The following is a 25955-nucleotide window of genomic DNA, read 5'->3' as shown; positions in this document are numbered from 1 at the left end:
ATCTACTGCCGTCCCGCCCTCCGGAGGATCGGTGAAAGGCGTGGCCTCAGGAGCCGGATCGGGCACCGGGTCTGAGGGCGCGGGACTCTCGGGGAGTGGGTCTTCGATCGGCGCGGAACCGGGGTCTTGTGCGGGGGGCTCCGCCCCGGGGTCCGGCATTACCGGTTCTTCCGCCACAGGGTCACCCGGTGCCGGGTCGACCGGGGGCGGGTCTGCCGGCACGGGGTCTGATGGCGGTGGGTCCGGCACGGGCTCCTGGACGGGCTCCGGCTGCGGTTGCTGCACAGGTTCGGGCTGCGGTTCCGGTTGCGGTTGAGGTGCAGGCTCCGGTTGCGGTTCCGGCGTAGGCTGCGGAATGGGCTCCGGTTGGGGCTGCGGCTGCGGTTCGGGGGTGGGTTCTGGCGTGGGTTCCGGTTGCGGTTCGGGGGTGGGCTCTGTCGCGGGGGCGGGGGACGCCGTGGGAGGGAAGTCCTCCGAGGCTTGCGTCGGGTCGGACGCGGTTGGGTCCTGTTGTACTACGTCCGCCGGAGGTGGATCGGCCGCGGGCCGGGGCTCTTGCTCCGCCTGCGGTCCCGCGGACGCCTCCGGAGCCGGTTCGTTGGGTTGGGGCGAAGCAACGGGTTCGGCCGAGCTTTCGGCAAGAGGACCGTCCGGAGTTTCGGAGACCACCTGAGCCCGGGCCTGTCCGGCGGTAAACAGGATGAGGCAGGAGAAGAGGAGGGCCAACACGCCGGAGACCACCAGGGTCTCTACGCCCGGGTCCCGCGGGCGGTCCGTCGATACTACGGGGACGCCCGGTCCCCGAACACATTCTGCGGTCCGCTTCATCCGGCCGTAGCAATCCTCTCCTGGCCGGCGTGGTTGCAGCGCCGGCACGGGTTCGCGTTGGCAAAAACGGTAGACGGTTGCACCACTGGCTCCCTCCGCCCCGGTGCCCAGACAAGGAACGGAAATCTAGGCCTCTACCAGCCGAAACCTCGTCCAAGAATCTTAGTCACGGGCTATACGAGGCGCAATAGCTCGTATGGTGGATAAAATTCTAGTCCGTTTGGGCTACGCACCCTTCGCACCGGGCCGTCGGGCGTGTTCGGAGGATGCGGTATCCGGATCGGCCCGCTACTCGCGGCCCTCGGGGGTGAGGCGGTCGATCCACTCGTCGGCCTCCGCGCGGTTCAGGTCCGTGAGCGGTTTGCCGATGCGCTTCTCCAGGCGTTCTACGCCGCCGTCGCCGGCCCACTCGCCGGCCAGGGTCCTGAGCAGGTCCACCTGACTCTTGCGCGCCTTCGCCCCGGCCCTGCTCCCGCCGCCCTTGCGGCCGGCCGAAGCGGACGCCGAAGGCGCCTCTTCCACCTCGCCGTTGGGGCTGCCCGAGTCCGCCTCGGTTGCGGGCTCCGCCGCGGGCGTGTTCCGACGGGCCCTCTGCTGCGGCCCCTGTTGTGGGGCCTGGCTTTCGCCCTGGCGTTCGCCCTGGCGGGCGTTGCCGGGGCGGATAGGGGTGGGCCTGGCCGGGGCGGAAGCCCCGGAGCCGCGGGACGCCCTGCCGTAACCCGACGAGGCGGGGGGCGCGTCGTCGCCTTCGGAGAGCTCTTCGAGGGCCGTGGCGCCGACGTTCACCGCGTCGCGCAGCGCCCTCGCCTTGGCGCGGGTCTCGGCCATCCTTATGACGTGCGGCGCTATGTTCCGTCCGACGTTCTCGGGGGAGGCGTCGCCTATGCCCGAGAACTTACGCCCGTCTTCCATCTCGCAGATCGCTTTGACTATGGCGACGTTGCCATTCTCCGAATCGGGGACCTGCAAGAGTTCCGTGTCTATGCCGCGAAGGCCCTGGCCGTGGGCCTCGTCCAACAACCCCTGGAACAGGACGTATTGTTTTCCCTGCCTCGTGATCATGAACTCGTCTCTCACAGGCCTCGCCTCACTTCGGCCTCGCGGTAGTCCTCGCCTTCGAGGGAGATCCAATCGCACATCGAGATGATCCTGCTGGCCGTCCTCTCCCCGAGCTGGGCGGCGAGGTCCTTGGGCCCCGTGTTGGACGTGAAGATGGTCGGCAACTCCTCCCTGTAGCGGTGGTTGACGATGACGAAGATGCGCTCCCTGACCCAGTCGTTGGCCCGCTCCGCCCCGAGGTCGTCGAGCAAGAGAAGATCCGCGTTCTTCACGGAGTCCATCCACTCGTCGATGTTCCTGCCAGGGGCGTTGTAGGTCCCGCGCATGTTGTCCAGAAGCTCTGGCACCGTGACGAAGAGCGCAGGCACCCGCTTGCGGGCTATTAGCTCGTTCATCACCGCGACCGCGAGATGAGTCTTGCCTGTCCCAACATCGCCGACGAAGTACAGGCCGTGGCCGGTTTTCCGGTTCTCGTCCCAGTCTTTGAGGTACTCCTGGACCTTCTCCATGGCCCTCGCCGCGGCGGGACTCACGTAGGGCTTGAAGCTAGTGAGGGTGTAGCCCTTCATGCGCTTGGAGAGGCCGCTCTTTTCTTTGAGGGCGCCGACGCGGGCGTTGCGGCGCATGAGCTCCCACTCGCGCGTGTCGTTCTTTTTCTCGCACTCGGGGGTGCAGGGGTGGTAATACCACTCGCCGCCCTTGCCGTACTTCTTCTGGAGGGCGGGGGGGAACTCGACCCACTCGGCGGTCAGCTCCCGGCCGCAGTGGGAACAGACCTGGTCGTCGAGCCTCAAGACCTCCGCGGGCTTACCCCTCTTCCCCGAAGAGCCACTCGTACCCCTCCCTGCGCCTGGCAGCAGATTGTCTATCCGTTCCACCCCTCACCCCCCCTCCAGCGAAGCTCTCCCTTACCTTCAACGCCCCGCCCTTTACGGCCCCACTCTCCTGAACGAGCCTGAGCTTGCGGTCCTGCTCGAAGCGCTCAACGTCCTCAACGGTCTTGACGCCCCGCTCGACCCACCGCTCCAGGATGCTCCTGACGTAGCCGACGCGCCTCGCGTCCCGCTCGCTGGCGATCTTGAGCGCCTCCCGCACCGCGTCGGGCGTGAGCCCGTCCCGCCCGCAATACCCGTTCAAGAACTCCAGGATGTGCGGCGCCGGCAACGTCCCCATAAACCGGAAGTAGTCGTCTGCCGAAACCCCCTCCGGCTCGGCCCGCACCACCTGCACGTCCCGGACCGGCGCCTCGCGTACGGACTCTTCCCTCTTCCGAACGACCTCGCGGGGACGTTCTTGCCGGGCCTCCTTCGGCCGCGCCGATCCAGCCGGCGGGTGCTCGGCGACCTCCAGCCAGCCCTCCCGCTCGAAGACGAACCCGGCTTCCACCAGCGTCTCGAAGGCTTCCCCGACCCCCTCGGGCGTCAAACGCAAAAGCTCCGCCAGTTCCTCGGCGTCGACGGCATCATGCCCGACGTCGGGCAGGACGCGCAGCAACTCGTAGAGGGCGACGGCCTCGGCGCCGAGGTGCGGCATCCAGCGCACGTAAAGCCGGGCGCGGCCTCCCCGCGCCCGAGTCTCACCCGGCGGTGTGAGCCTGAGCCTCTCCATCCTGCACGCCAGTATAAGAGCTTCGCACCACGCTGGCTACGCCGAAAAGCTGTCAGCCGTCAGCGTTCAGCTTTCAGTCAGTTGTCTTTGTTCGTTGCGTCGCACGTTATCCGAACCGTCGTGCAGAGCGCTAACTCATGCCGCTATGCACGGCAAGAAGCTTTTAGCTGAAAGCGAGGGCCGCAAGGCCCGAAGCGTGCCGAGAGCGGAGGCCATAGGCCGCAGCGCGCTGACAGCTATTCTGCGGCGGGCTCCCTGGCGGGGAGGTTGCGGTCCGAGGCGTCTATGCCGGGGATGAGGCCCTGGCTGGCGGCGAGGCCGAAGAAAAGGGCCCCGACGCAGAGGAGGACGGTGAACGTGCCGAGCCTGCGGGAGCCCAGAAAGTAGCCGAGGATGCCCAGCATCGCGCCGACGGCACCGGGCGAGACGGCCGCGCCGCCCCCGAAAAAGGCGGCCACGATGCCGCCTATTCCGAAGAGGATGCCGACGAGGCAGGCGAGCCTGCCGGCCAGGAGCTTCACCTGCCGCTCGCCGCCGGCGCTCCGCTCCTCGCCCGGCCCCCCGAGGTCTTCGCTCGGTCTTCTGGAATCCCTGTCGTCGGTCAAAATCGCCCCCGTCGCGTGTGTCTGGGTGGTTCCGGCAAAGCGTACCCGGCCAGGGTACTAGTATAATCCCCGTCTTGTGAGGTTCGAGCGCGCACTGCCTGGCACAAACGAGGTTTTCGGGCCCGACGGCCTGCCGCGCCGGATCTACGAGGGCGTCTTCGAGGAGCTGGAGGGGGCGGGCCCCGCCCGCTGGGACGAGAAGAGGGCGAAGGCCCACGAGGCGCTTCTGGAGGAGCAGCATTCTTTCGGGGTGCTCCGGGGGGACAAGACGCACCCGACGGATTGGATCCCGCGCATAGTCCCCGCCTCGGACTGGGCCCGCCTCAGGAGCGGCCTCGAACAGCGCCTGCGCGCCATAAACGAGTTCCTCAGAAGGCTCGAAGCCGGCAAAGATGAGGTGGTCCCGCAGGAAGTCCTCGAGAGCAGCATCCTCTACGACACGGGTACGCCCAACCGTTTCGGACCCGTGCCGGTGCGCCAGATCGCCTTCGACGTCGTCGCCGTCGAGAGCCACAAGGCCGGGCAGACGGGCGGCTGGGAATACCTGGTAATAGAAGAGAACGCCAAGATGCCCGTCGGCCTCGCTGCCATGACCAGAAGAAGACGGATGGGGGAGGAGATCTTCTTCCCGAAGACCTACAAGAACCTCCCCGTCTACCCCCTCGACGGCTGGCTCGCCCGCCTCGGGGACTCCCTGAGGGCCTCATCTCCCAAAGGCCCCGAAGCCACGCTCGCCGTCGTTTCGAGCGGCCCCGCCGACCAGTTCTACCTGGACCACCACATCTACGCCCACGAGATGGGCGCTATTCTGGCCGAGACCAAAGAGCTTGAGATAGACGGTGGCTTCCTCGTGCACGTTCCGACCGGGCGCCGCATAGACGTGGTCTATGAACGCGTGGACGAGGACACGCTCTACGCGGAGGTGCCGGGCCTCCTCGAGTGCCACCTCGCGGGCAAAGTCCACGTCCTCTTCGCGCCCAACTCGGAGGTCATAGACGACAAGGGCGTCGGCGTCTTCGTCCCGGAGATGGTGCGCCGTTATCTGGGGGAGGAGCCCCTGATAGAGAACGCCCGAACCTGGTCGCTCGCCGTCGAGGAGGACAGGCGCTACGTGATGGAGAACTTCGCGGATCTCGTCGTCAAGAGCCGGGGGGGCTACGGCGGCAAGGAGGTCATGATCGGGCCCGAGGAGACACGGGCGGGCGTCGAGAAGTTCCGCCGGCTGGTAAAGGAGAACCCGGTCGAATACGTGGCCCAGGAGACCATAGACTTCTCGACCCACGTCCTCTGCGAGACGAACGAAGCCGGCGACGACTTCCTCCTGCGCGACTCGTACGCGGACTACCGGGTGCTCGTGCTCGCGCCGGATCCCGAAGACCCCGGTGTCGTGGAGGCCGTGCCCGGTTCTCTGAGCCGGGTGGCGGCGCCGGGCAAGCACGTCGTGAACATCTCCAGCGGGGGCAAGATGAAAGATACGTGGGTGCTCGAGAGGTGAGGTACGGCGACCTCATAAAGGACACCTTCCGGATAACGCTCCGTAACCGCTACCTCTGGTTCTTCGGCTTCTTCGCCGGCGCGTCGATACCTTCGGGGGGCGGCGGTGGCTTCAATCAGGAGAACTTCGAGCAGTCGGGCGGCGGCGCCTCGTCGATGGTCGCCCAGGTTGGCCCGGGCGATCTCGGCGGCGCGGCGTTCGTCGTGGGGCTCGTGGTGGTGGCGGTCCTTGTCGCGTTGTTGTTCATAGTGATGTCGCTGATCTCGCAGGGGGGCCTGTCGGAGAGCGTCGCCGCCGTAGACGGGGGCCAGGGGCGCGGGTTCGGGTCCACCTTCCGGTCGGGTCTCGGCAACTTCTGGCGGGTGCTCGGGTACTACGTGGTCTTTTTCCTGATAGGGCTCGGCCTGCTCGTCGCGATTGGAATCCCGATCGCCTTGCTGATCGGCGGCACCTTCGCCGTCACGCAGTCGGTCGGCGTCCGGATCGCCGTCGCCGTTCTGGTGGGGCTGCTTGGCGTTGCGGCGCTTATCGCGGTCTTCATCCCGCTGTCCGTGATCGGGCAGTACGCCCTGCGGGAGATCGTGGTCCGCGGCGAGCGCGTATTCGGGTCCGTGAGGGCAGGGTACGGGGTCTTCCGCCGCAACATCGGCAGGAGCCTGCTCCTGTGGCTCATACACCTGGGGCTCATGATCGCGATCGGGATAGCGATGATCATCGCCCTGCTGCTGATCGGCCTGATCCTGTTCATCCCCACGATCGTGCTCGGCATCTCGGACTACACCACGGCGGCCGTCATCACCGGCGTGATAGCCGGCCTGATCCTGCTCCCCATCTTCCTCATCGCCTCGGGCGCCGCCGGCACCTTCGGCCACGCCTTCTGGACCCTCGCCTACCTCCGCCTGACCGCGCCGGATGCGTTCCCAACACCCAACATCCAAGACCCCGTGTAGGACCCACGACCAAGGAAAGGCTCACGCATGCCCAAACTCGATGGCAAGGTAGCTGTAATAACGGGCGCTTCGAGCGGCATCGGCGAGGCCACGGCCGAGGCCCTCGCCGCCGAGGGCGCCTCCGTGGTCGTCGCGGCCAGGCGCGAGGACCGGCTCGCCGACCTGTCCAATCGGATAGAAGAGGGCGGCGGCAGGGTGCTTGCGGCGTCCTGCGACGTGACCGACGAGGGGCAGGCGCACGGCCTGATCCGAAAAGCCGAAGAGGAGTTCGGCCGCGTGGACATCCTCGTCAACAACGCCGGCGTCATGCTCCTCTCCAGCGTCGGCAAGGGCCTCTCCGACGAGTGGCGCCGCATGTTCGACGTCAACGTCCTGGGCCTCCTCTACACCACAGACGCCGCCATAGAGACGATGAAGCGCCAGGGCGGCGGCCACCTCGTCAACATCTCCAGCGTCGCCGGCCGCAAGGTGACCCGCGACTCCAGCGGCGTCTACGCCGGCAGCAAGTTCGCCGTCGGCGCCATCTCCGAAGGCCTGCGCCAGGAGCTGTTACAGGACAACATCCGCGTGACCATCGTCGAGCCGGGCGCGGTAGCCACGGAGCTAGCCGACCACATCACGGACGAGGACGCCAGGGAGAGCCTGGGCGGCTTGCTGAACCTGGAGATCCTGCAGGCCGAGGACATAGCCAACGCCATCGTCTACGCCGTGACCCAGCCCGAGCGCGTAAGCGTCAACGAGATCCTGATCCGCCCGACGCAGCAGCCCGTCTAGGCAGCCGAGCCCTTTCTCTTAGAGGAGCCCATCCGCTAAAGGTCCCGCTCGCTTCTTCCGATGTTCGTATTGTCGCAGGCGAACGACGAGAGGAGCGGGGGACGTGGAGGAGACGAAGGCCCAACCCGGCGGGCGTAGACTGGTGCTCGGCTTCGACGCCGGATGCATGACCTGTAGCGAGCTGGCCCGGCGGATCGAGGAGCGCGTCGTAGATAAAGTAGAGGTTCTCAGCCTCAATGACCCCATGATGGAGCACTGGCGAAGGGAAGCCTTCGGGGATGACGCGCCCTGGGCTCCTACGCTTATCGAGCTCAACGGTGGTCCGGTGAAGGCCTGGACCGGCGTGCGAATGGGCGCCCGTCTGAGCCGGGCCCTCGGTCTCGTCCCGACGTGGCGGGTCATGCAGGTGCTGGGAGCGGCCAACGCAGATCTCGAGTTGGCAGATTCGGCCGCCATCAGGGCGGTATCGGGCCTCTCCCGCGGACAGTTTCTCAAGGGTGTGGGTGGGGCTGCGGTAGCGTTGTCTGTTTTGTCCGGCACCGGCAAGTTACCTTCGCCGGCCGATGCAGCTTCCTCGGTCGATTACCAAGAACTGACCGGGGCCGAGCTAGCGAACACCGCCCGTAGGGTGGCCAGGCGCCCGGACGTTGTGAACCTGATGGGAAAAGGCTGGCGGGACAAAGTCTTGAACGGCCGCCGCGTCGAAGCGGAGATCGCAGACGCCGGGAAGGACCGCCGCATGATTCTGGAGGCGATCAACCTCGACAACGGAGAGATCTCGTCGGCCGACGGCAAACCTACCTTCTCAGGCGATCTGGCCGTCGTGAAGGGCGCTAGGCACGTCCTGTCGGGAGGAGACGGCATGGTGGCCCTCTCTTTCGTAATGCCGCACAGCGATCGTCTGCTGGTCTACTACGAGTACGAGAAGCCGAGGTTCCTGCCTAAGGATCAGGTAAAGACCAAGTCGGAGGCTATGCTCTACAGGCAGGAAGGCGAAGGGCTGGTGTTGGAGGAGGCCAGTTCGAACGGACACCGTCAGATCCTGCTGGATAAAGCCGACTCTTTGCCTCCGACACGGGGTAGCGGCTTCTGTCTCCCAGACAGGAAGTGCAGCAACCCGTGCGATATCGCATACGGGTACAGCTCCTGCAAATACCTCAAGTCGATAGGTTGCGTCGCGTACCAGTGCCGGGCGTGCGCGATCACCTGCTGGGGAGGCTACCTGCTCTGCGCCGCGTGCGCGCTTGTTATCTGCACGTGGGCCGTCGTGCGTCAGTGCTGCAGAGGAGGCTACGGTTGCAAGAGGTGCGGTTGGTGCCACTAAACGATAAATCTGTTGGGCCAGCTCTCTTACAGGACAGAATTTAGATACACCAGAGGGCGAGAAGGGAGGCTCGTGACGGGCAAGATCTTCAAGGAACCCGCAGGCGGAAGACGCGCTTGGGTTTTCCTACTGATAGCGTGCTACTTTTTCGTCGAAACGATCTTCTTCAGGGAGGGGCTCTTCGACAGGCTCGCGTACCTGACCTTCGGAACCGCGGTCTTGGGGTTCGGGCTGGCAGAGATCCTACCCCGGGACCGTACAAGGCTAGCCGGCGCGCTCAGGATAGGCGGCGTGGCACTGATGGTTCTGACAATGGTCGTGCGGGCCGTACAGCTGACCGCTTTTGCCGGATAACGGCGGTTCGACCAACCGTGTTCGGCGTGGGCGCCCCGGAGGCCCTGTTCATAGGACTCATCGCGCTTTTCGTCTTCGGTCCCGGCAATCTGGCCGAGGCAACCAGGATTGCGGGGGCGATGCTCGGTAAGGCTCAAAGGAAGCTGGACGAGGCCAACGCTGAACTTATATCTGCGGATTACCCGGACGAATGGTTCGTGGAACGTGGCCTGCAAACAGATGATCTCTTCGACGAGCGCCCCGTGGACTGAGAAGCGCCTTTCTTTTCCGTACGGTGGTGTGCCTCTAGCATCCGGTCTCCGTACGAAGAAGATCCCGGTCAGTACCGCGCCGGCACCTGGACCTTCTTCTCGTCGCCCGCGCGGCCCTGCTCAGCTTCGAGCAGGCGGTTCATGGACTCGACGGCTACTTCTAGCTCGGCGCGGCGGGGTTCTGTTGTGGTCAGGTACCTCTGGAAGAGGTTGCCGATGGCTATTGAGGGGCGGGTCTGGCCGAGGACGAACCAGGCTTCCGAGATGAGGATGAACTGGAGGAAGGCGTAGCCCCACCAGGCGATGAGGGGGTCTAAGAGGGCCGCGAGGACTATGTAGACCAGGATGTTGGTGCCGCAGCGGGGGTGGATGCGGCTGCTGGATCTCGCCCCCTGCATCGTCACCTCGCCGTATTTTTCGTAGGCGGCGACGGCCTTGTGTTCGGCGCCGTGGTAGCGGCCTATCGGGGAGAGCTTCATCCCCGCGAAGAAGAGAAGCAGGATGGGCAAGATGGGGAACGCGGCGAAGAAGGAGAAGAGGCCGCCAAGGGCGCCGCCTCCACCGCTGCCGAACTCCATCAGACGGACGAAGAGCCAGAGGACGGCCATCGTGGCGGCGAAGAAGACGAGGGTCCAGATGGATCCGACGACCTGGATCAGGAGCCTGCCCCAGAGAAAGACCGAGCGGACTATCGGGAGGCGCGAGATCTTCAACGCCAACGGGTTCTCTATCTTGGGGATGTTCGACGGCTCTACCTGGACGTGGATCTCCCCGCCCTTCCGGTAGGCGACGCTCATGTAGTTGGGGCCGAAGAGATCGAGCCCGTCCCAGCGGGCCATCCCCCCAAACTGCATCCGCTCTTCTTTCACGGCGTCTCCGGCCACGCGATCCCTTCTTCGGGCAAAAACCAAGGCACAGAGATTAACACGCGCGATGCGATACCTACGCGGCCGAGGAACCATCCCGACGGACGAGGCGCAGCAGACCCGCCTCCGTCACGAGCTCCCTGTCGGCGAGGAAGCGGGTGCCGACGCCGCCGCGGCGGAACTCCTCGTCTTCGAGGATGGCGAGGTGGAGCGGGATCGTCGTCTCCGGACCCGAGACGGCGAACTCGTCCAGGGCGCGCAGGCCGCGCCTGAGGGCGGCGTCGCGGGTGCGGGCGTGGACTATCAGTTTCGCCAAGAGCGAGTCGTAATTCGGAGGCACCCTGTAGCCGGCGTAGAGGTGCGAGTCGACCCTGACGCCGGGGCCGCCGGGCGGGTTGTAGAACTCCACGGGTCCGGCCTGCGGTAGGAAGTTCCGCCGGGCATCCTCGGCGTTGATCCTGAACTCCATCGCGTGCCCGTCGGCCACGAGCGCAGAATCCGGGATAGCCAGGGGCTCGCCAGAGGCGATCATGAGCTGCTCGCCCACGAGGTCGACCCCGCTTACCATCTCCGTTACCGGGTGCTCCACCTGCAGCCGCGTGTTCATCTCTATAAAGAAGTACTCGTCCCCGGAGACGACGAACTCGACGGTCCCGGCCCCCTCGTAGCCTAAAGTGCCGACCAAATCCGAGGCGGCGGACAGGAGGCCATCGCGCATCTTTTCCGTGAGGTCGGGCGCCGGGGACTCCTCTATAAGCTTCTGGTAGCGGCGTTGGATCGAGCAGTCTCTCTCCGGGAAGGCGACCGTTGCCCCCGAGGAGTCGGAGAGGACCTGCACCTCGACGTGCCGCAGGCTCGTAAGGTACCGCTCGACGTAGACGGCCCCGTCGCCGAAGCTGGCCCCCGCCTCGCGGCTCGCGCCGAGAAAGGCGTTCTCGACCTCGCCCTCGTTCTCCACGACGCGCATACCCTTGCCCCCGCCGCCGGCGCTGGCCTTGATGACCAGCGGGTAACCGACCTCGGCGCCCACCCGCTTCACCTCGGAGGCGCTCCCGCAGACGCCGTCGGAGCCGGGCGTGATCGGGACGCCGGCCTTCCTGGCAGCCTCCCTGGCCGCCGCCTTGTCCCCCATCATCGCGATCACCCCGGACGAAGGACCGACGAGCTTCAGCCCTACCCTCTCGAGTATCTCCGCGAAGCGGGCGTTCTCGGCCAGAAAACCGTAGCCCGGATGGACGGCGTCTGCCCCGGTGAGCTCCGCGGCCGAGATGATGGCCGGCACGTTCAGGTAGCTCTGGCCAGCCGGCGGCGGGCCTATGCAGACGGACTCGTCCGCAAGCTCGTGGTGCAGGGAGTCGCGGTCTGCGGTGGAGTAGACGGCGACGCTGCGGATGCCGAGCTCGCGGCAGGCCCGGATGATCCTGAGGGCGATCTCGCCCCGGTTCGCGACGAGGACCTTGCCGATCATCTACCCCTCGTCGGGTCGGAGGCGGAAGAGGGTCTGATCGTACTCGACGCCCGCTGAGTTCTCGGCTACGACCTCGACGACTTCGCCCGAGACGTCAGCGACGATCTCGTTCATCATCTTCATGGCCTCGACGATGCACAAGACCTGCCCAGCCTTGACGGTGTCCCCCACTTCCACGTAGGAGCTCTCTCCGGGCGCCGGCGCCCGGTAGAAAGTGCCGACCAGCGGCGAGCGGATCGCGTGCAACCCGTTCACCTCGGGCGAGACGTCCGGCGCCTCGACGGGGGCCTCGGTCCCGGGGGACCGTTGCACGGTGACCGGGGCTGGCGCGGTCTCGGGCATCGCCTTTACGGAGATCTCGGTCTCGCCCTGGCGGACCCGGATCTCCCCCACCCCGCTCTCGCGCAGGAGGGCCACCACCTTCTCGACCTGATCCAGCGGGAGCTGATCCTGCCGTTTTTCTTCCTCGCTTCGCATAGCCCGGGATTCTACACGGCACGCCGTGGGAAAACCCGCCCCCGGTTGTACAATTCCCCAAGTTCCATGATCGGGTCTTCGTGAGCATCAACGTCCTCGACCCCCGGGTGGCCCAGCAGGTCGCCGCCGGGGAGGTGGTCGACCGCCCGGCCTCCGTCGTGAAGGAGCTGGTCGAGAACGCCCTGGACGCCGGGGCGACACGCATCGAAATCGAGCTGGAGAGCGGCGGCACCTCCCGCATCCTGATCCGGGACGACGGCTCGGGCATGCCCCCCGAGGACGCCCGCCTCTCCGTCCTGCGCCACGCCACGAGCAAGATCCAAAAGGTCGAAGACATTGAAGCCGTAACCACCCTGGGCTTCCGCGGCGAGGCCCTCCCTTCGATAGCGAGCGTCTCCTCCTTCTGCCTCACCACCTCGACGGGCGAGGGCGCCGCGACGAAGGTCGCCGTGGAGGGCGGCGCGAACGCGGAGGTCTCCCCCGCCTCCCACCCCAAAGGCACCACCGTCCTCGTGGACCGCCTCTTCTACAACGTCCCGGCCCGCAGGGCTTTTCTGAAGGGACCGCGGGCCGAACGCGCCGCCATCGTCGAGACCGTCACCCACGTCGCAGTCGCCCACCCGAAAGTCGCCTTCCGCCTGACTGAGGGCGGGAGGGATTACCTGTCCCTGCCCGAGGCAGGCGATTTGCTGGAGCGGCTCGCCCAGATCCACGGCGTCGCCAAGGCGCGGGCGCTGCGCGAGGTCAAGTACGAGTCGGGCGCTTTCGAGATCTCGGGCTACGCCGCCCTGCCGAGCCTCACGGAGGGCGGCCGGTCCTGCCAGACGATCTCGGTGAACGGACGCTTCGTCCGGGCGGACAACCTCCACCGCGGCATCGATAACGCCTACAGGGCGACGGTTCCGTCGGGCCGGTATCCGCCTGTGGCCGTGGAGATCACGGCCGACCCCCGCCGCGTAGACGTGAACGTCCACCCCACGAAACAGGTGGTCCGCTTCTCGGAGGAACGCGCCGCCCGCGAGGCACTCACGGCCGCCGTCCGCGCCGCCATAGAGTGGCGCCCCCCAGCCCCAACCTCGACCCCGCGCGCCACCGAACGGGCCTACGCCCAGGACCGCTTCTCCGTCCCCCCGGCAAGAGGGGGCCCCTTTGTTGCAGAAAACCGTCCTATCTACCCCGCCACCCCACCGCGGGACCTGCGCGAGGTCCGCGAACGCCTCTCGGAGGCCTCGCTGCCGTTCACGGAGCAGGTGGCCGAGGACCGTCCTCCCTACGGCGAGTTACCCGAGAGGGGCGCGCTTCCGCCGCTTGAGGATCTGAGGGTAATAGGCCAGCTCGCCGCTGGCTACATCCTCGTCGAGGAGCCCGAGTCGTTGTGGGTTGTCGACCAGCACGTCGCCCACGAGCGGGCCATCCTGGACGGGCTAAACGACTCGGACAGCCCGGCCACCGTGCAGAGCCTGCTCATCCCCGAGGTCGTCGAGCTCTCGCCCGGCGACGCGGAACTGGCCGCCGCGAGCCTTGAAGAGCTCGCCGTCTACGGCTTCGAGGCCGAGCCATTCGGCCCCCGCTCGGTGCGGGTGACCGCCGTGATCTCCACCCTCGCCGACAGGGACGTCGCGGGCGCCTTCAAGGACGCCCTCTCGGCCATAAAGGGCTCGGACCCGGGCCACAGCCGCGAGGACCGCATCCTCGCCACCATAGCCTGCCACTCCGCCGTGAAGATGGGCGACAAGATGTCCCAGCCGGAGATGGAGAAGCTAATTAGGGATTGGCTCACCTGCCGCCTCCCCGCCACCTGCCCCCACGGCCGCTCCATCTGCTACCGCATAGGTCTCAACGAGGTAGCCCGCAAGCTCGACCGGCATTGAGAGAGCTGGTCAGCCGGTCAGCATTTCAGCTTGTCAGCAACGTTCCAGGAGAACGTTGTCCGAAGCGCCGGCTACGCCGCCACCGACGAACCCGCCTGCGCCACGGATGTCCGACAACCACGGCTGAAATGCTGACAGCGGAGGCCGGAGCGTGCTGACCATCTGAAATGCTGAAACCTTTAATCGTGCGTCTCCGAGGGCGACGGTTCGTCCTTTTCGCGGGCGGACAACCTCCACTCCTCTATCGCCCTGGGGCCGCGGCCCGCGACGTCGACCATGTAGGCGACCCGGTAGAGGTCCCAGGTTCTGTGGTGCCCGATCACCACGCCGGGCAGGCGTCCGCCCGAGCCGCTCTTGACCCAGACCCGATCTCCGCTCTCGTACCGGGGACTGTCTATCTAAACGTCTCCCGCATCGTCGAACTCAGTCGCCCCGACAGTCTAACCAAAGCCTGCGTACCGGAGGCGCTTGCCGTATAACTACCGCGCACGTTCGAGACTGGGGGAGACTCTGCAGGAGACCAGAAACACGCTGCTCGGCGCGCTCGCCGTCGTGGCCGCGGCCTCGACGTGGGGGACGCTCGGGATCTTCTCGAAGATCCTCTACGCCGAAGGTGTCTCTTTCGAGTCGCTCGTGGCGTTCCGCGCGGCGGTCGGGTGGCTGGCCGTGATGGCCTTCCTGCTGGCCACCGGAGGCTTGAGGAGTCTGAAGGTCGCGCGCCGGGACCTGGCGTTTCTTATCCCCCTGGGATTTATAGGTATCGGGCTCTTCTACCTCTTCTACTTCTTTACGGTGCGGGAGAGCGCGGTGGGCACGGCCGCGGTGCTGCTGTACAGTTCCCCGGCTTTCGTGGTGGTGCTTGCCTGGCTCTTTCTCCGGGAGGGGCTCGGGCCGGCGAAGCTAGTCTCGCTCGGGATGACCGTCTGCGGCGTCTTTCTCGTCGCGGGCGCCTACGACCCGTCGAACCTGGAGGTCACCCCGACGGTGCTCGTAACCGGGTTGCTCGCGGGGCTCACCTATGGGCTGTACTCGATCTTCGGCCGCCCCGTCGCCGGCCGGTTGGGACCGGCCGTGATCCTCTCCTACGCGCTCTTCTTCGGGTCCGCGCTGCTCGTACCCGCCGCGGTACCGACGCTCCACACCCTCGCGGGACTCTCTCTTGCTTCGTACGGCCTGCTTTTCATGTTGGCCGTGGTCCACACCACGCTCGCTTTCGCGCTCTACACCTTCGGGCTCGGAAGGCTCGGCGCCGGGCGCGCGGCCATCGTGGCGACCGTCGAGCCCGTGGTGGCCGGTGTTCTGGGCGCGGTCCTGCTGGGTGAGGAATTGACGGCCCCGAAAGTCGTTGGGGCCGGGCTCGTGATCGCGGGCGCGGTGCTTGCCCAACTCAGGTTAGGGAAAACAGGCCGGACGGGGAAGACGGTGTGATCTTGGCCCCGCCCGGCCAAAGCGGGTACTATGGTGCCCCACGCAAACGACGTTTACCGTGAATGATCCGCAGACCCCCGTCCGACGAAGGCCGCGGGAGGGGTATGAGAGAAGCGTCCCCCGGTGGGACCCAGGGCCGGGAACTTCCCAGGCCCCGACGGATAGAGGAGGAGAGCCGTGCCGATAGCGTTCGAGGGTGGCGGTTCGGGCTACTCTCTGGGGGTCGAGGAGGAGCTCCACATAGTGGACGCAACCACGGGAGAGCTCGTCTCCAGGATCGAGGAGATAATGGCCCGCCTCCCGAAGGAGCTGTGCGAGTTCGTCTCCTACGAGCTCTTCCAGTCCGTGCTTGAGATAAAGACCCCGCCCTGCGCCACCGCCGCCGAGACGGAGAAGCACCTGCGCGAGCTTCGGGGTCGCGTGGGCTCGTGGGCCGCCGCCTGCGGCGCCTCACTCGCCTCGGCGGGCACCCACCCCTTCAGCCGCTATAAGGACCAGAAGGTCACGGACCAGGACCGCTACAGGCAGGTGATAGAGACCCTGCGCTGGGTGGCCGAGCGGGAGGTGATCTTCGGCCAGCACGTCCACGTGGCCGTCCCCGACGAGGAGAAGGTCATCGAGGCCCACAACCGCCTCTCGGAGAAGGCCCCGCTGCTCCTCGCCCTCTCAGCAAACTCCCCGTTCTGGCAGGACATGGATACGGGCTTCGAGTCGAGCCGGGTCAAGATCTTCGAGACCTTCCCCCGCGCGGGCCTCCCCCCCGCCTTCCCCGACTGGAAATCCTTCGAGGCCTACGTCGACCTCATGGTCCGCTCGGGCGCCATGGACGACTACACCTACTGCTGGTGGGACGTCCGCCCGCACGCCAAGATCGGCACGATCGAGCTCCGCATCCTCGACTCCCAGACGAACCTCAAATACACCACGGCCCTCACGGCCCTCACCCAGTGCGTAGTCGCCCAGGCCGTCGAGGAGCGGGAACCCCGCGGCCCATACAACAAGGACCTCGCCGAGGAGAACAAGTGGCGGGCCTCCCGCCACGGCATGGACGCCGCCTTCTACGACGCCGATAAGGACGCCAACGTCCCCGCCACAGACATCGCCCGCGACCTGGTCGAAGAGCTCAAACCCCACGCCCAGGATCTGGGCTGCGAGACCGAGCTCGAAGGCATCATCGAGATAGTCGAGGGCGGCACGGGCAGCCAGCGCCAGCGGGAAGTCTACGAGAGCAGCGGCGACTTCCTCGACGTGGTCGCGTTTCTTATAGAGGGGACGAGACCCGCGCTCGCAGAGGAGCAGAGCTAGTCAGCGTTTCAGCTAGTCAGCCTGTCAGCACGCTGCGCCCTTCGGGCTTCGCTCTCAGCTTTCTGGCCTCGGATCGTTGCGGTCTATCGCGTACCAGACTACGTCTATGCCCCGCCAACGGGTCTCGCCGCGTAAGGTAAGCCCGGTTTTCTCCGCGACACGCCGGGAGGTCGTATTCCCGGGCTGGATGATGCTGATGATCGTCGCTAACCCGAATCTCTCAAAGCCGTAGTCCACGCTGGCCTTCGCTCCTTCAGTCGCGAAGCCCCGTCCCCAGTAGGCGCGATCCAGCCTCCACCCCACCTCGGTATCGTGCCCGCTAGCGGTCCAATCCTCCAGATGGGCGAGGCCGACGAAGCCCAAGAGAGAACCGCTCGATTTCTCCTCCGCCGCCCACAGCCCGAAGCCGTGCTCCTCCCAGTGCCGGACGAAACGCGAGATCTGCGCCCCGCTCTGCTCCCGGGTGAGCGTTTTGCCACTACCGATAAAGCGCATCACCTCAGGGTCCGCGCATATTCGCGCGTAAGGCTCGATATCTTCCTCCCGCCAACCGCGCAGCAGGAGCCTATCCGTTTCGATCTCGACCATCCTGAAACCTGAAGCCTGTTACCTTACTCCTCGAACCCCAGGCTCCACGCCCGGTCCAGATCGTAATTCGAGTACGCCCTGAACGCGACCATCGTCTCCGTGCGGGCGACGCCGGGGACCTGGGCGAGCTTCTCGGGGACTATGTCGGCGAGGCTCTCGAAGTCCGGGATGCGGACCATGACCACGAGGTCGTAGGGGCCGGTTACGGAGTATGCTTCCGTTACGCCCTCGACGGCGAGCATCGCCTGGGCCGCCTCCTGGACGCGCTCTCCCTCGGTCGTGACGAGGACTATCGCCGTTACCAACCGGTCTCCCCTCTACAAGCCAAACGTGACCGACCCTTGCAGGGTATTGTTGTCCGTTGTCTTTTCGTACTTGACCGGACCGGCCTCGACGGTCGTCTCGACGGTCTCGTCCAGGGCGCCGGGGATGAAGCCGCCTATCTCTACCGTGGCCGTCCCGTTGGGCTCTATGCGCCCGACGGTCGCGTTCTTGGACTGGCGCTCGGCGTCGGTGTTGAGGATGACCTCGACGTCCACCGCGGACTCGGGGACCTCGCCACCGTTGGCGACGGTTACGGCGAAGGTCGGCTCGTCGCCGCCCGTGAGCACGACGTTTGCGCCTGGGGCGAGCGGGCGTCCGGCGACGGTGACGGCGTCTATCTGGACGCCGTGAACGGCGCTCGGGTCGCTGCGGCCGGTGGAGGCGGAGGAGGCCGCGTCGAAGCCGATCTCGCGGTAGTCCATGAAGGGGCGGGGCTCTTCGAGGTAGCCGCCATCTCCGGTCTGCCCGGCCTGCTCCAGCGACTCCCGGACGGCCGGGATGTAGTGGTTGGCGATGATCGAGTCGCTGGTCCTGAAGTCCTCGACGGCCGTGGCCAGGGCGTCCCCGAAGCCAGACCCGCTGCCGGTGGCGGCGCTCGCCAGGTTCTCCGTCGCCTCCTTGCGGACGCCTAAAGCCGAGACCAGGTACGGCTGCGCGTCCTCGAACTCGGGCGGAACCTCGTCGTTCTGCAGGGCCTGCGTGTAGTACCTGTCGGACTGGTGCGCGACCCCGGCCAGCGCCTCCTCGTCTACCATCCCGGGGTCGCCCCCGGAGCTGGTGAGGGTGCCCTGCAACTCTCCCCTGCCGGCGTTCGAGGAATCGGTGAGGACGCTGTCGGCGCTGGTTACGTACTTGCGGACCTGGGTCGATTCCTGGGTCGCCACGCAGCCGCGGGCCACGAAAAAGATAAAGCCGAACGCCATTGCCAGGAGAAAGAGGGAGCCGATAAGCGTGATCCAGGCCGGAAGCGTCCTGCCCGTGCGCTTTTTGGTTCGGTTCTGGGGTCGTCTGGAGCGTGCCGCGGGTCTTCCGGAAGGCCTCCTGCGGCGGGACTTCGGGGCGGCCTTGTGGGATCTACGCTCTATGTGACCACCTCGGAGAGACTTGGTGGGCGAGGGGGGACTCGAACCCCCACGGCCTTTCGGCCACTAGACCCTGAACCTAGCGCGTCTACCAATTCCGCCACTCGCCCGCAGACCCTTTCGGGACACGTCCTGAACCCGGCGAATTGTACCAGGGATAGGCGACAGGTTTCAGGCTACAGGCATCGGGTCGCCTCCTTCGGAGGCTTTGGGGGTGCGGTTCGTCTCTCGTCCCGCAGCGACCGAACCCCGCCACGCGTAGGATTAGAGTTTTTCCGGTAGCGCGGGTCCACGCTTTCTGAAGCCTGATACCTGAAGCCTGCAGCCTGATATACAATGCGCTTGCGTGACCGAGACCCGTTACATCGAGGGACAGGGACGTTACGCGCTGTCGGAGATGATCGGGCGCGGCGGTTTCGCGACCGTCTGGAGGGCCAGGACACTCTCCGGCATGGGAAGAAACCGGGACGTGGCCGTAAAGGTGATCCCCGTCTACAACGCCGGCGAACGCTCCCGAGCCCTCCGGGAGGGCCAGATCGCCGAGGGCCTCAAACACAAGAACATCGTCCGTACCCTGGAAGTCATCCCAGGGGACCACGAGGTCTTCCTCGTGACGGAGTACGTCGCGGGCCTCCCGCTCGACGAGGCGGCGCGCGCCTACGACTCACGGGAGCTCACGGACGCCCTCACCCAGATACTCGAAGCCCTGGTCTACGCCCACGGCGAGGGCATCATCCACCGCGACATAAAGCCCCAGAACGCCCTCGTGGACGACCGGGGCCGCGTGAAGCTCACCGACTTCGGGGTGGCCTTCAGGGCCGGGGACACGCGGCTCACGAGGGTAGGCTTCGCCGTCGGCACGCCGGGCTACATAGCGCCCGAGATCCTCGACGGCGCGGACCCGACGGCGCTCACCGACATCTACGCCGTCGGCGCGACCGCAAGGACCCTGCTCGCCCGCCAGCCGCACGAGCCGCCGCGGCGGCTCAAGGAGTTCGTGGACCGGGCGACCTCCCCGAACCCGGCCCACCGCCCGCAGAGCGCCTGGGCCGCCCTGAAGCTACTTACCGGCAGGCGGGCGCCCGTCGCCGGTGGTCTCTCCTCGGCGGGGAGGGAGAAGACCGTTGACAGGATCTCCGCTGGCGCCAAAGACGGGGCCTTGCGGGTGATCAACGGGATCACGGCCGGCTGGCTCGGGTACATGCTCGGGGCGCCGCTGGTGGAGGGGGCGCAGGCTATAGGCGTCGCCGCGGGCCTCGGCGTGCTCGCCTACCTGCTCCCGCGCCTCGGCGCCCTGGCCGTCATAGTCGCGCTGTTCGTGGCCCTCCTGCAGAGCAGCGCGAGCCTGGGGCTCACGATCCTCGCCCCGGTGCTAGGCGGCCTCTGGGTCGGGGGCGCGGGCTCCGCGAGCGCGGACGTCAGAAAGCTTCCGCTCGGCCCGGCGCTCGCCGTGCTCGTCACCCTTTCCGCGGGCCTCGGGGCGGGGCTACCGCTCCTCTTCGGGGCGCTCATGCGTCCCGTCGGCGCGGGTCTCTCGGCGGCGGCGGGGGCTTTTAGCATGATCTGCTACGAGTTGACGGTCAGGGACATGGGTCCTTTCGCGGAGTTGCCCTACATCGGGGCGAAGTTCTTTACGGTGCCGCTGCGGCTCGGGCTGGAGGACTTGTGGGTGCGGGCCGGTCTGATCCTGGCCGACTTCCCGAGGCTGCCTTTCTTCGTACTCCTGTGGGTTGGGATGGCGCTCGTTGTCTCGCTGGCGGAGTGGTGGGGGGGGTGGGTGGCGGGGCTCGTCGCCGCCGTTGGCGGGGGCGTGGTAGGGTACGCGCTGCTGGTCTCCGAGAGGTCCCAGGACGCGTTGCCCGAGGCTCTGACTTCCCTTGCGCTCGCGGCTATAATATACGGGGTGTTAAGGTATCTCGTGGCGAGGACGAGAGGGTAGGTTTCGGTGGGTTTCCTCAAGGGCATCGAGAAGAGGATGGAGTCCCTGGTAGAAGGCGTCTTCGGGCGGGCCTTCAGGCGCCAGATACACCCGGTCGAGATCGCCAAGGGCCTGACCAAGCAGATGGACGAGGGCCGCATGGTCTCCATCTCCCGCACCTACGCCCCGAACAACTTCACCGTCCACCTCTCCAAGGAGGACTCGGAGTCCATCCAGGCCTACCAGGACTCGTTGAAGGACGAGCTGATCCAGTACGCCTCCACCCACGCCGAGAACAAGAACTACCACCTGATGACCCCGCCCCGTATCCGCTTCGAGACCGAGGAGACGCTCCGATTCGGGGAGTTCGGCGTCACGGCCAAGCTGACGGGCGGGGACGGGCCGCGGGAGAAGGGCGCCCCGCAGGACACCTCGGGCCAGACCCGCATCTTCAAGACCGAGGAGACGACGGGCGGGGACCAGGGCACGGCCGCGATCTCGGCCGAAGAGGCCGAGCGGCACGGGCTGGCGCGGGAGACCGTCGAGATCGTGCTCGAGGACGGCGCCTACCCGCTGGAAGGCTCCGGCCCCTGGACGGTCGGTCGCTCGCAGGAGAACGACATCACCGTAAACGACCCGAACGTGTCGAGGCGGCACGCCAGGATCTCGCGCGCCGACAACGGCTTCGTCGTAGAAGATCTCGGCTCCACGAACGGCACCCTGCTCGACGGCGCCCCGATAGACCGGGAGCGCATAGAGGGCGGGGACGAGCTGACTTTCGGACAGTCGGCGGCCCGATTCGTGCGCCGCATAGATGTCCCGGGCGGGACCCCGCGGGGCGGGAGGCCCTCGCCGAGCAGGGGACGCTAGTCTTATGCTCGAGCTGCAGGTGCCGCTCCTGGCGGCCAAGGCGCTGCTCTTGCTCTTGCTCTTCGCCTTTATCTACGCCGTGATGCGCCGCGGGATAGGAGACCTCCGCAAGGTGCCGGACGACGAACCATACGTGCCCGGTCGTGGGTCGGGGAGGCGCCCGGGTCCCCAGGGCAACGGGCAGAGGGCATACGCCCCGCGTCCCACGGGGACGCCCGAGTTCGTCGTGGAAGAGTCGGACATCCTGGCCCCCCAGACGCGCTTCGAGCTGCGCGACGGCGAGACGAGCGTGGGCCGCTCCTCGGCGAGCGACGTGGTCCTCAAGAGCGACGACTACGCCTCCGGGAGGCACGCCAAGCTCACCCGCCACGGCGGCCTCTTGTACGTGGAGGACCTCGGCTCCACGAACGGGACCTTCGTCAACGGCAGCAAGACCGTCGGCGCCACGCCGGTCAGGAACGGGGACAACGTCCGCATCGGCTCGACCACCTTCCGGTACGAGGAGTAGGCCTTGCCCCTCCTCGAACTCCAGCCTTTCGGCGTCACCGACCCGGGCAAGGTGCGCCAGAACAACGAGGACGCCCTCCTCGTCGGCGAGGGCGAGGACGAGACGCTCTTCGTCGTGGCCGACGGCGTCGGCGGCTTCGAGGCCGGGGAGGTGGCGAGCTCCATCGCCGTAGACGTGCTCCGCGGCCTCGGCCCCAACGACCCGTTCGGGCAGGCCATAGAGGAGGCGAATCGCCGCATCCTGGCGGCCGGCAGGGGCGACGAGCGGCTGTCGGGGATGGGGACCACGGTCGTGGCCGTCCGCTTCGGGGGGACGCGCCGGGAGCCCGTCGCCGAGCTGGCCCACGTCGGCGACTCCAGGGCCTACCTCGTGCGCGGCGGGGAGCTCAGGCCCGTAACAGAGGACCACTCCCTAGTCGCCGAGCTCGTCCGCAGCGGCGACCTCACGCGGGACCAGGCGGCCGAGCATCCCCAGAAGAACCTGATCACCCGCGCCCTCGGGGCCGAGGACGCGGTGGAGGTGGACACGGCCACGCTCCCCGTGGAGGCCGGGGACCGGTTCGTGCTCTGCTCGGACGGCCTCACGGACATGGTGCGGGAGAACAGGGTCGCGGAGATCCTTACGGAAGCGTCCGAAGACCCAGAGAAGGCGGCGAAGAACCTCCTCGCCGCGGCCCTCGAGGCAGGCGGCAACGACAACATCACCGTCGTCGTTATCGACGTCAAGGAGCGCGAGGAGCCTGAGAGGGTCCCGCGCGCCACCGCGGCCGCGGGAGACCCGGCGGGTGGCACAAGCGAGATGCCGGTCCTCGAAACGGGCGCCGCGAGGGGGGCCCGCGGGAAGAGGGGCGCAAGGCGTTCGTCCACGGGAGCACCCGCGAGAAGCGCGCAGAAGAGCTCCGGGTCCCCGAAGAGGCGCAAGCGGCGCTCCGGCGGGTTCGCGAGGTTCCTGGCTGCCCTGACGAGGGGGCTGGCAGTCATCCTCGTGGTAATCGTCGCGCTCGTGCCGGCGTACCTGTGGGGTTCGAGCCGGTACTACTTCTCGTTCGAGGAGGGGGACGTCGTCGCCCACCAGGGAATACCGTACGCGCCCTTCGGGGTCGAGCTCAACCGGGAGTGGCAGAGGCCGGGGCTCTCGGAGGCCGAGATCAAGGAGCCCTACGAAGAGCCCATAGAGACCCACAAGCTCTACACCAGAGACGAGGCCGAGAAGGTTCTCGCGGACATGGGCGAGTAGGTTGATCCTCCCTTGACCCAGCGCGCCACCACGCCCATGATCCTGGCCCTGCTCGTCACCACTTTGGGCTTCGCGACCCTCATCTTCGCCCAGGGCGCCGCCAGCCCGCCCCTGATCTACGGCGCCTACTACGCCGGGACCCTCTTCGCGCTCTACCTCGGCGTCAGGCTCCTGCTGCCGCACTCGGACGTGCTGCTCTTGCCGCTCGTTACGCTGCTCACGGGGCTCGGGCTCGTCATGATCTTCCGCCTGACGTACAACGTCGAGGACAAGACGGGGCTCGCGATCACGCAGGCGGTCTGGATCCTGATCGGCTCCGGCGCCATGTTCCTGCTCGTCCTGTTTTTCCGCAACTACTACCGCCTCTTCGACTACAAGTACCTGCTCGCCGTCGTCGCCGTCCTCCTGATCGCCTCGACGTTCACCCCCCTCGGGTACGAGGTGAACGGAGCCCGCCTGTGGGTGAGCCTCGGTCCCGTCGGCTTCCAGCCCTCCGAGTTCGCCCGCATAGCCCTGATAATCTTCTTCGCCGGCTACCTCGCCGAGACGAGGGACCTGTTGGCCGCGACGAGCCGAACGATCCTGGGCGTCCAGATCCCGGCGCTCAAGTACTTCGGCCCCGTCGCCCTGGTCTGGGCCGCGTCCCTCGGCCTGCTCGTCTTCGAGAAGGACCTAGGGAGCAGCCTCCTCTTCTTCGCGGTCCCGCTCCTGATGCTCTACGCCGCGACCGGCCGCATCGCCTACGTCCTGCTCGGCACGGTCCTCTTCTCCGTCGGGTCCTTCTTGGCGTTCCTGCTCTTCGACCACGTAAAGGTCAGGGTGCGGGCCTGGCTCGACCCGTGGTCCTACCCGGACACGGACGGGTTCCAGATCCTGCAGAGCATCTTCAACATCGCCGACGGCGGCCTGCTCGGCACCGGGCTCGGCGCGGGCTTCGCCCAGACGATCCCGGAGGTCGAGACCGACTTCGTCTTCTCTGCCGTCGCAAGCGAACTCGGCCTGCTCGGCGCAACGGCCGTGCTGCTCGCCTTCCTGGTCTTCGTCTACCGCGGCATCAAGATAGCCCTGATGGCCGAGGACGACGCCTCGAAGCTCCTCGCCTTCGGCCTGACGGCGATGTTCGCCATCCAGACGCTCGTCATCGTCGGCGGGGTCACGAAGGCCATACCTCTGACGGGCATCACGCTGCCCTTCGTCTCCTACGGGGGCTCCTCGGTCGTCGGCAACTTCATACTCACGGGCCTCCTGCTGCTTATCTCGGAGAGGGCCGGACGCCGCGAGCAGGCGGGGCTGGGTGACGGCTCTTGAACGCGCACCTCAGGCGCAGCTTCTACCTCTTCGCGCTCGGCTTCGTCGGGCTCGTCGTGATGATGGCCTACTGGCAGGTCTACGCCAGGGAGTCCCTCGCCAACAACCCGCAGAACGGGTTCCAGACCCAGAGGGCCATAGAGTCTCCCCGAGGCCTGATCCTGGCCGGAGACGGCGAGACGGTGCTGGCCCGCAGCGAGAAGCGCCAGGGCATCTCGGGCCCCATCTACGAGCGCGTATACCCGGGGGGCGAGCCCTTCACCAACGTCGTCGGGTACTGGAGCACCAGGTACGGGGCGACGGGGATAGAGATCGGCAACAACACGGACCTCTCCAGCGTCGCCGGCGACCCGGACACCCTCGACGAGCTCATAAACCGCACCACGGGCGGCCCCCAGCGCGGCAACGACGTGACGCTGACCCTCGATCCGGATCTGCAGCGCCTGGCCCACGAGTCGCTCGCCGCGAGCCCCACCGGACGCGGCTCCGCGATGGCGATAAACCCGAAGACGGGGGAGATACTGGCGCTCGCCACCTACCCCTCCTTCGACAATAACAACATAGACGAGACCCTGCCCGAGCTCTCCCAGCGCCCCGACGCCCCCCTCATCAACCGGGCCACGCAGAGCCTCTACCCGCCAGGCTCGACCTTCAAGGTCATAACCTCGGCGGCCGCGCTGAAGGCCGGGGTGCAGCCCACGGACGAGTTCTTCGACCCGGGCGAGCTCGAGACGCCCGGTTACACGGTCTTCAACTACCAGGGCAAGGACTTCGGGCGGCTGACGTTCGCCGAGGCGCTCGCCTTCTCCGTGAACGTCATCTTCGCGAAGCTCGCCATAAACGAGATCGGCCCGCAGCTCCTCTACGACACGGCCCAGGACTTCGGCTACGGCGACCCCTACGACGACTTTCCGCTGCCGGTCTCGGGCAGCGACCTCGGGTACCCGGTTGACCAGTGGGTAGAGGGGAACACGGCCCAGATAAGCTTCGGCCAGGACCGCGTCTCCTCCAACGTCTTCGAGATGGGCCTCGTGGCCGCGACGGTCGCCAACGGCGGCACCATGATGGAGCCCCGCATCGTGAAACAGGTCCGCTCCCCCGACGGCATCATCCTCGACCAGCCGAGCCCGAGCGTCCGCAACGAAGTGCTCGACGGGACCACCGCCGCCACCCTCAACCAGATGATGCAGGGCGTCATCACCACGGGACAACTCACCGAAGCGGAGATACCGGGCGTTGAGGTGGCGGGCAAGACCGGGACGGCCGAGGACCCGCCGCGCGAGCCCCACTCCTGGTTCGTCTCCTTCGCCCCGGCCGACGACCCCGAGATAGCGGTGGCGGTCATGGTCGAGAACGGGGGCGTGATCGACGCGGAGGGCGACGCGGCCACACCCGCGATCCCCATAGCGCAAGACCTGATGGAGGCCCACCTGAGAGACGGGGGCGCGTAACGATATA

The 25955-nt window shown here is 66.9% G+C and carries 26 protein-coding genes and 1 tRNA gene; 15 read left to right on the top strand and 12 right to left on the bottom strand.

Annotated elements, in window-relative coordinates; genetic code table 11:
- Nucleotides 1-1116 precede the first annotated feature (1116 nt).
- The 4 genes from GBA63_RS23035 to GBA63_RS00260 all read right to left on the bottom strand — a co-directional run bounded on the left by GBA63_RS23035 (nucleotide 1117) and on the right by GBA63_RS00260 (nucleotide 4100).
- Nucleotides 1117-1905, bottom strand: a complete 789-nt coding sequence (locus GBA63_RS23035; protein WP_207956990.1) for a hypothetical protein — start codon at nucleotides 1903-1905, stop codon at nucleotides 1117-1119.
- Nucleotides 1902-2681, bottom strand: a complete 780-nt coding sequence (locus GBA63_RS00270; protein WP_166172380.1) for an ATP-binding protein — start codon at nucleotides 2679-2681, stop codon at nucleotides 1902-1904. Before GBA63_RS00270 ends, GBA63_RS23035 begins: the two co-directional genes overlap by 4 nt.
- A 13-nt stretch (nucleotides 2682-2694) precedes the next feature.
- Nucleotides 2695-3495 (bottom strand): DnaD domain-containing protein, encoded by an 801-nt coding sequence (locus GBA63_RS00265; protein WP_166172378.1) that lies wholly within the window; start codon nucleotides 3493-3495, stop codon nucleotides 2695-2697.
- 236 nt (nucleotides 3496-3731) lie between these two features.
- Nucleotides 3732-4100, bottom strand: coding sequence for a hypothetical protein (locus tag GBA63_RS00260; RefSeq protein WP_166172376.1), 369 nt, complete (start codon nucleotides 4098-4100; stop codon nucleotides 3732-3734).
- Between the two features lie 76 nt (nucleotides 4101-4176).
- Here GBA63_RS00260 and GBA63_RS00255 point away from each other — a divergent pair, with 76 nt between their 5' ends.
- The 6 genes from GBA63_RS00255 to GBA63_RS00230 all read left to right on the top strand — a co-directional run bounded on the left by GBA63_RS00255 (nucleotide 4177) and on the right by GBA63_RS00230 (nucleotide 9248).
- Nucleotides 4177-5595, top strand: a complete 1419-nt coding sequence (locus tag GBA63_RS00255; protein ID WP_166172374.1) for a circularly permuted type 2 ATP-grasp protein — start codon at nucleotides 4177-4179, stop codon at nucleotides 5593-5595.
- On the top strand, nucleotides 5577-6545 hold the full coding sequence (locus GBA63_RS00250; protein WP_166172372.1) for a DUF7544 domain-containing protein: 969 nt from the start codon (nucleotides 5577-5579) through the stop codon (nucleotides 6543-6545). The genes GBA63_RS00255 and GBA63_RS00250 overlap by 19 nt, the downstream gene beginning before the upstream one ends.
- Nucleotides 6546-6572: 27 nt before the next feature.
- Nucleotides 6573-7319 (top strand): SDR family NAD(P)-dependent oxidoreductase, encoded by a 747-nt coding sequence (locus GBA63_RS00245; RefSeq protein WP_166172370.1) that lies wholly within the window; start codon nucleotides 6573-6575, stop codon nucleotides 7317-7319.
- A gap of 103 nt (nucleotides 7320-7422) precedes the next feature.
- On the top strand, nucleotides 7423-8643 hold the full coding sequence (locus tag GBA63_RS00240; protein WP_166172368.1) for a hypothetical protein: 1221 nt from the start codon (nucleotides 7423-7425) through the stop codon (nucleotides 8641-8643).
- Nucleotides 8644-8715: 72 nt separating this feature from the next.
- On the top strand, nucleotides 8716-8997 hold the full coding sequence (locus GBA63_RS00235; RefSeq protein ID WP_166172366.1) for a hypothetical protein: 282 nt from the start codon (nucleotides 8716-8718) through the stop codon (nucleotides 8995-8997).
- Between the two features lie 17 nt (nucleotides 8998-9014).
- On the top strand, nucleotides 9015-9248 hold the full coding sequence (locus GBA63_RS00230; protein ID WP_166172364.1) for a Sec-independent protein translocase subunit TatA/TatB: 234 nt from the start codon (nucleotides 9015-9017) through the stop codon (nucleotides 9246-9248).
- A 68-nt stretch (nucleotides 9249-9316) separates the two neighbouring features.
- On the opposite strand, the gene GBA63_RS00225 is transcribed toward GBA63_RS00230, so the two are convergent.
- The 3 genes from GBA63_RS00225 to accB are packed head-to-tail and all read right to left on the bottom strand — an operon-like array spanning nucleotide 9317 to nucleotide 12059.
- Nucleotides 9317-10132 carry a DUF1385 domain-containing protein gene (locus GBA63_RS00225; protein ID WP_166172362.1) on the bottom strand — a complete coding sequence of 272 codons (816 nt, stop codon included), beginning with the start codon at nucleotides 10130-10132 and terminating at the stop codon, nucleotides 9317-9319.
- A gap of 58 nt (nucleotides 10133-10190) precedes the next feature.
- Nucleotides 10191-11582 (bottom strand): acetyl-CoA carboxylase biotin carboxylase subunit, encoded by a 1392-nt coding sequence (gene accC, locus GBA63_RS00220; RefSeq protein WP_166172360.1) that lies wholly within the window; start codon nucleotides 11580-11582, stop codon nucleotides 10191-10193.
- Nucleotides 11583-12059, bottom strand: coding sequence for an acetyl-CoA carboxylase biotin carboxyl carrier protein (gene accB, locus GBA63_RS00215; RefSeq protein WP_166172358.1), 477 nt, complete (start codon nucleotides 12057-12059; stop codon nucleotides 11583-11585).
- Between the two features lie 80 nt (nucleotides 12060-12139).
- On the opposite strand from accB, the gene mutL reads away from it, so the two are divergent.
- Nucleotides 12140-13930: a DNA mismatch repair endonuclease MutL gene (mutL, locus tag GBA63_RS00210; protein ID WP_166172356.1), complete on the top strand. Its 1791-nt coding sequence runs from the start codon at nucleotides 12140-12142 to the stop codon at nucleotides 13928-13930.
- 179 nt (nucleotides 13931-14109) lie between these two features.
- Here mutL and GBA63_RS00205 read toward each other — a convergent pair whose 3' ends face one another.
- Nucleotides 14110-14256, bottom strand: coding sequence for a hypothetical protein (locus tag GBA63_RS00205; protein ID WP_207956989.1), 147 nt, complete (start codon nucleotides 14254-14256; stop codon nucleotides 14110-14112).
- Nucleotides 14257-14398: 142 nt separating this feature from the next.
- Here GBA63_RS00205 and GBA63_RS00200 point away from each other — a divergent pair, with 142 nt between their 5' ends.
- Together GBA63_RS00200 and GBA63_RS00195 are read left to right on the top strand one after the other, a co-directional pair.
- Nucleotides 14399-15358, top strand: a complete 960-nt coding sequence (locus tag GBA63_RS00200; protein ID WP_166172352.1) for a DMT family transporter — start codon at nucleotides 14399-14401, stop codon at nucleotides 15356-15358.
- Nucleotides 15359-15535: 177 nt separating this feature from the next.
- Nucleotides 15536-16663, top strand: coding sequence for a glutamate--cysteine ligase (locus GBA63_RS00195; RefSeq protein WP_166172350.1), 1128 nt, complete (start codon nucleotides 15536-15538; stop codon nucleotides 16661-16663).
- Nucleotides 16664-16717: 54 nt separating this feature from the next.
- Here GBA63_RS00195 and GBA63_RS00190 read toward each other — a convergent pair whose 3' ends face one another.
- The 4 genes from GBA63_RS00190 to GBA63_RS00175 all read right to left on the bottom strand — a co-directional run bounded on the left by GBA63_RS00190 (nucleotide 16718) and on the right by GBA63_RS00175 (nucleotide 18767).
- A complete protein-coding gene (locus GBA63_RS00190) occupies nucleotides 16718-17251 on the bottom strand; it encodes a GNAT family N-acetyltransferase (RefSeq protein ID WP_166172348.1) in 534 nt (177 codons plus the stop codon).
- 23 nt (nucleotides 17252-17274) lie between these two features.
- Nucleotides 17275-17556 (bottom strand): Lrp/AsnC family transcriptional regulator, encoded by a 282-nt coding sequence (locus GBA63_RS00185; RefSeq protein ID WP_166172346.1) that lies wholly within the window; start codon nucleotides 17554-17556, stop codon nucleotides 17275-17277.
- A gap of 12 nt (nucleotides 17557-17568) precedes the next feature.
- Nucleotides 17569-18459, bottom strand: coding sequence for a CARDB domain-containing protein (locus GBA63_RS00180; RefSeq protein ID WP_166172344.1), 891 nt, complete (start codon nucleotides 18457-18459; stop codon nucleotides 17569-17571).
- Nucleotides 18460-18680: 221 nt separating this feature from the next.
- Nucleotides 18681-18767, bottom strand: a tRNA-Leu gene (locus GBA63_RS00175).
- Nucleotides 18768-19003: 236 nt separating this feature from the next.
- Here GBA63_RS00175 and GBA63_RS00170 point away from each other — a divergent pair.
- The 6 genes from GBA63_RS00170 to GBA63_RS00145 are packed head-to-tail and all read left to right on the top strand — an operon-like array spanning nucleotide 19004 to nucleotide 25948.
- Nucleotides 19004-20596 carry a serine/threonine-protein kinase gene (locus tag GBA63_RS00170; protein ID WP_166172343.1) on the top strand — a complete coding sequence of 531 codons (1593 nt, stop codon included), beginning with the start codon at nucleotides 19004-19006 and terminating at the stop codon, nucleotides 20594-20596.
- 6 nt (nucleotides 20597-20602) lie between these two features.
- Nucleotides 20603-21445 (top strand): FhaA domain-containing protein, encoded by an 843-nt coding sequence (locus tag GBA63_RS00165; RefSeq protein WP_166172341.1) that lies wholly within the window; start codon nucleotides 20603-20605, stop codon nucleotides 21443-21445.
- Nucleotides 21446-21449: 4 nt separating this feature from the next.
- Nucleotides 21450-21953 (top strand): FHA domain-containing protein, encoded by a 504-nt coding sequence (locus GBA63_RS00160; RefSeq protein WP_207956988.1) that lies wholly within the window; start codon nucleotides 21450-21452, stop codon nucleotides 21951-21953.
- Nucleotides 21954-21956: 3 nt separating this feature from the next.
- Complete coding sequence (locus GBA63_RS00155; RefSeq protein WP_166172339.1) at nucleotides 21957-23189, top strand: Stp1/IreP family PP2C-type Ser/Thr phosphatase; 1233 nt, start codon at nucleotides 21957-21959, stop codon at nucleotides 23187-23189.
- Between the two features lie 12 nt (nucleotides 23190-23201).
- The gene (locus GBA63_RS00150; RefSeq protein ID WP_166172337.1) at nucleotides 23202-24497 is read left to right on the top strand and encodes an FtsW/RodA/SpoVE family cell cycle protein; all 1296 of its coding nucleotides are present in this window, start codon (nucleotides 23202-23204) and stop codon (nucleotides 24495-24497) included.
- Entirely contained in the window at nucleotides 24494-25948 is a 1455-nt protein-coding gene (locus GBA63_RS00145) for a peptidoglycan D,D-transpeptidase FtsI family protein (protein WP_166172335.1), read from the top strand. The genes GBA63_RS00150 and GBA63_RS00145 overlap by 4 nt, the downstream gene beginning before the upstream one ends.
- The last annotated feature ends 7 nt before the right edge of the window (nucleotides 25949-25955 follow it).

The sequence above is a fragment of the Rubrobacter tropicus genome (assembly GCF_011492945.1).
Lineage (GTDB): Bacteria > Actinomycetota > Rubrobacteria > Rubrobacterales > Rubrobacteraceae > Rubrobacter_D > Rubrobacter_D tropicus.
Note: the sequence above shows the minus strand (reverse complement) of the source record. Positions and strands in the feature narration are given on the sequence as shown.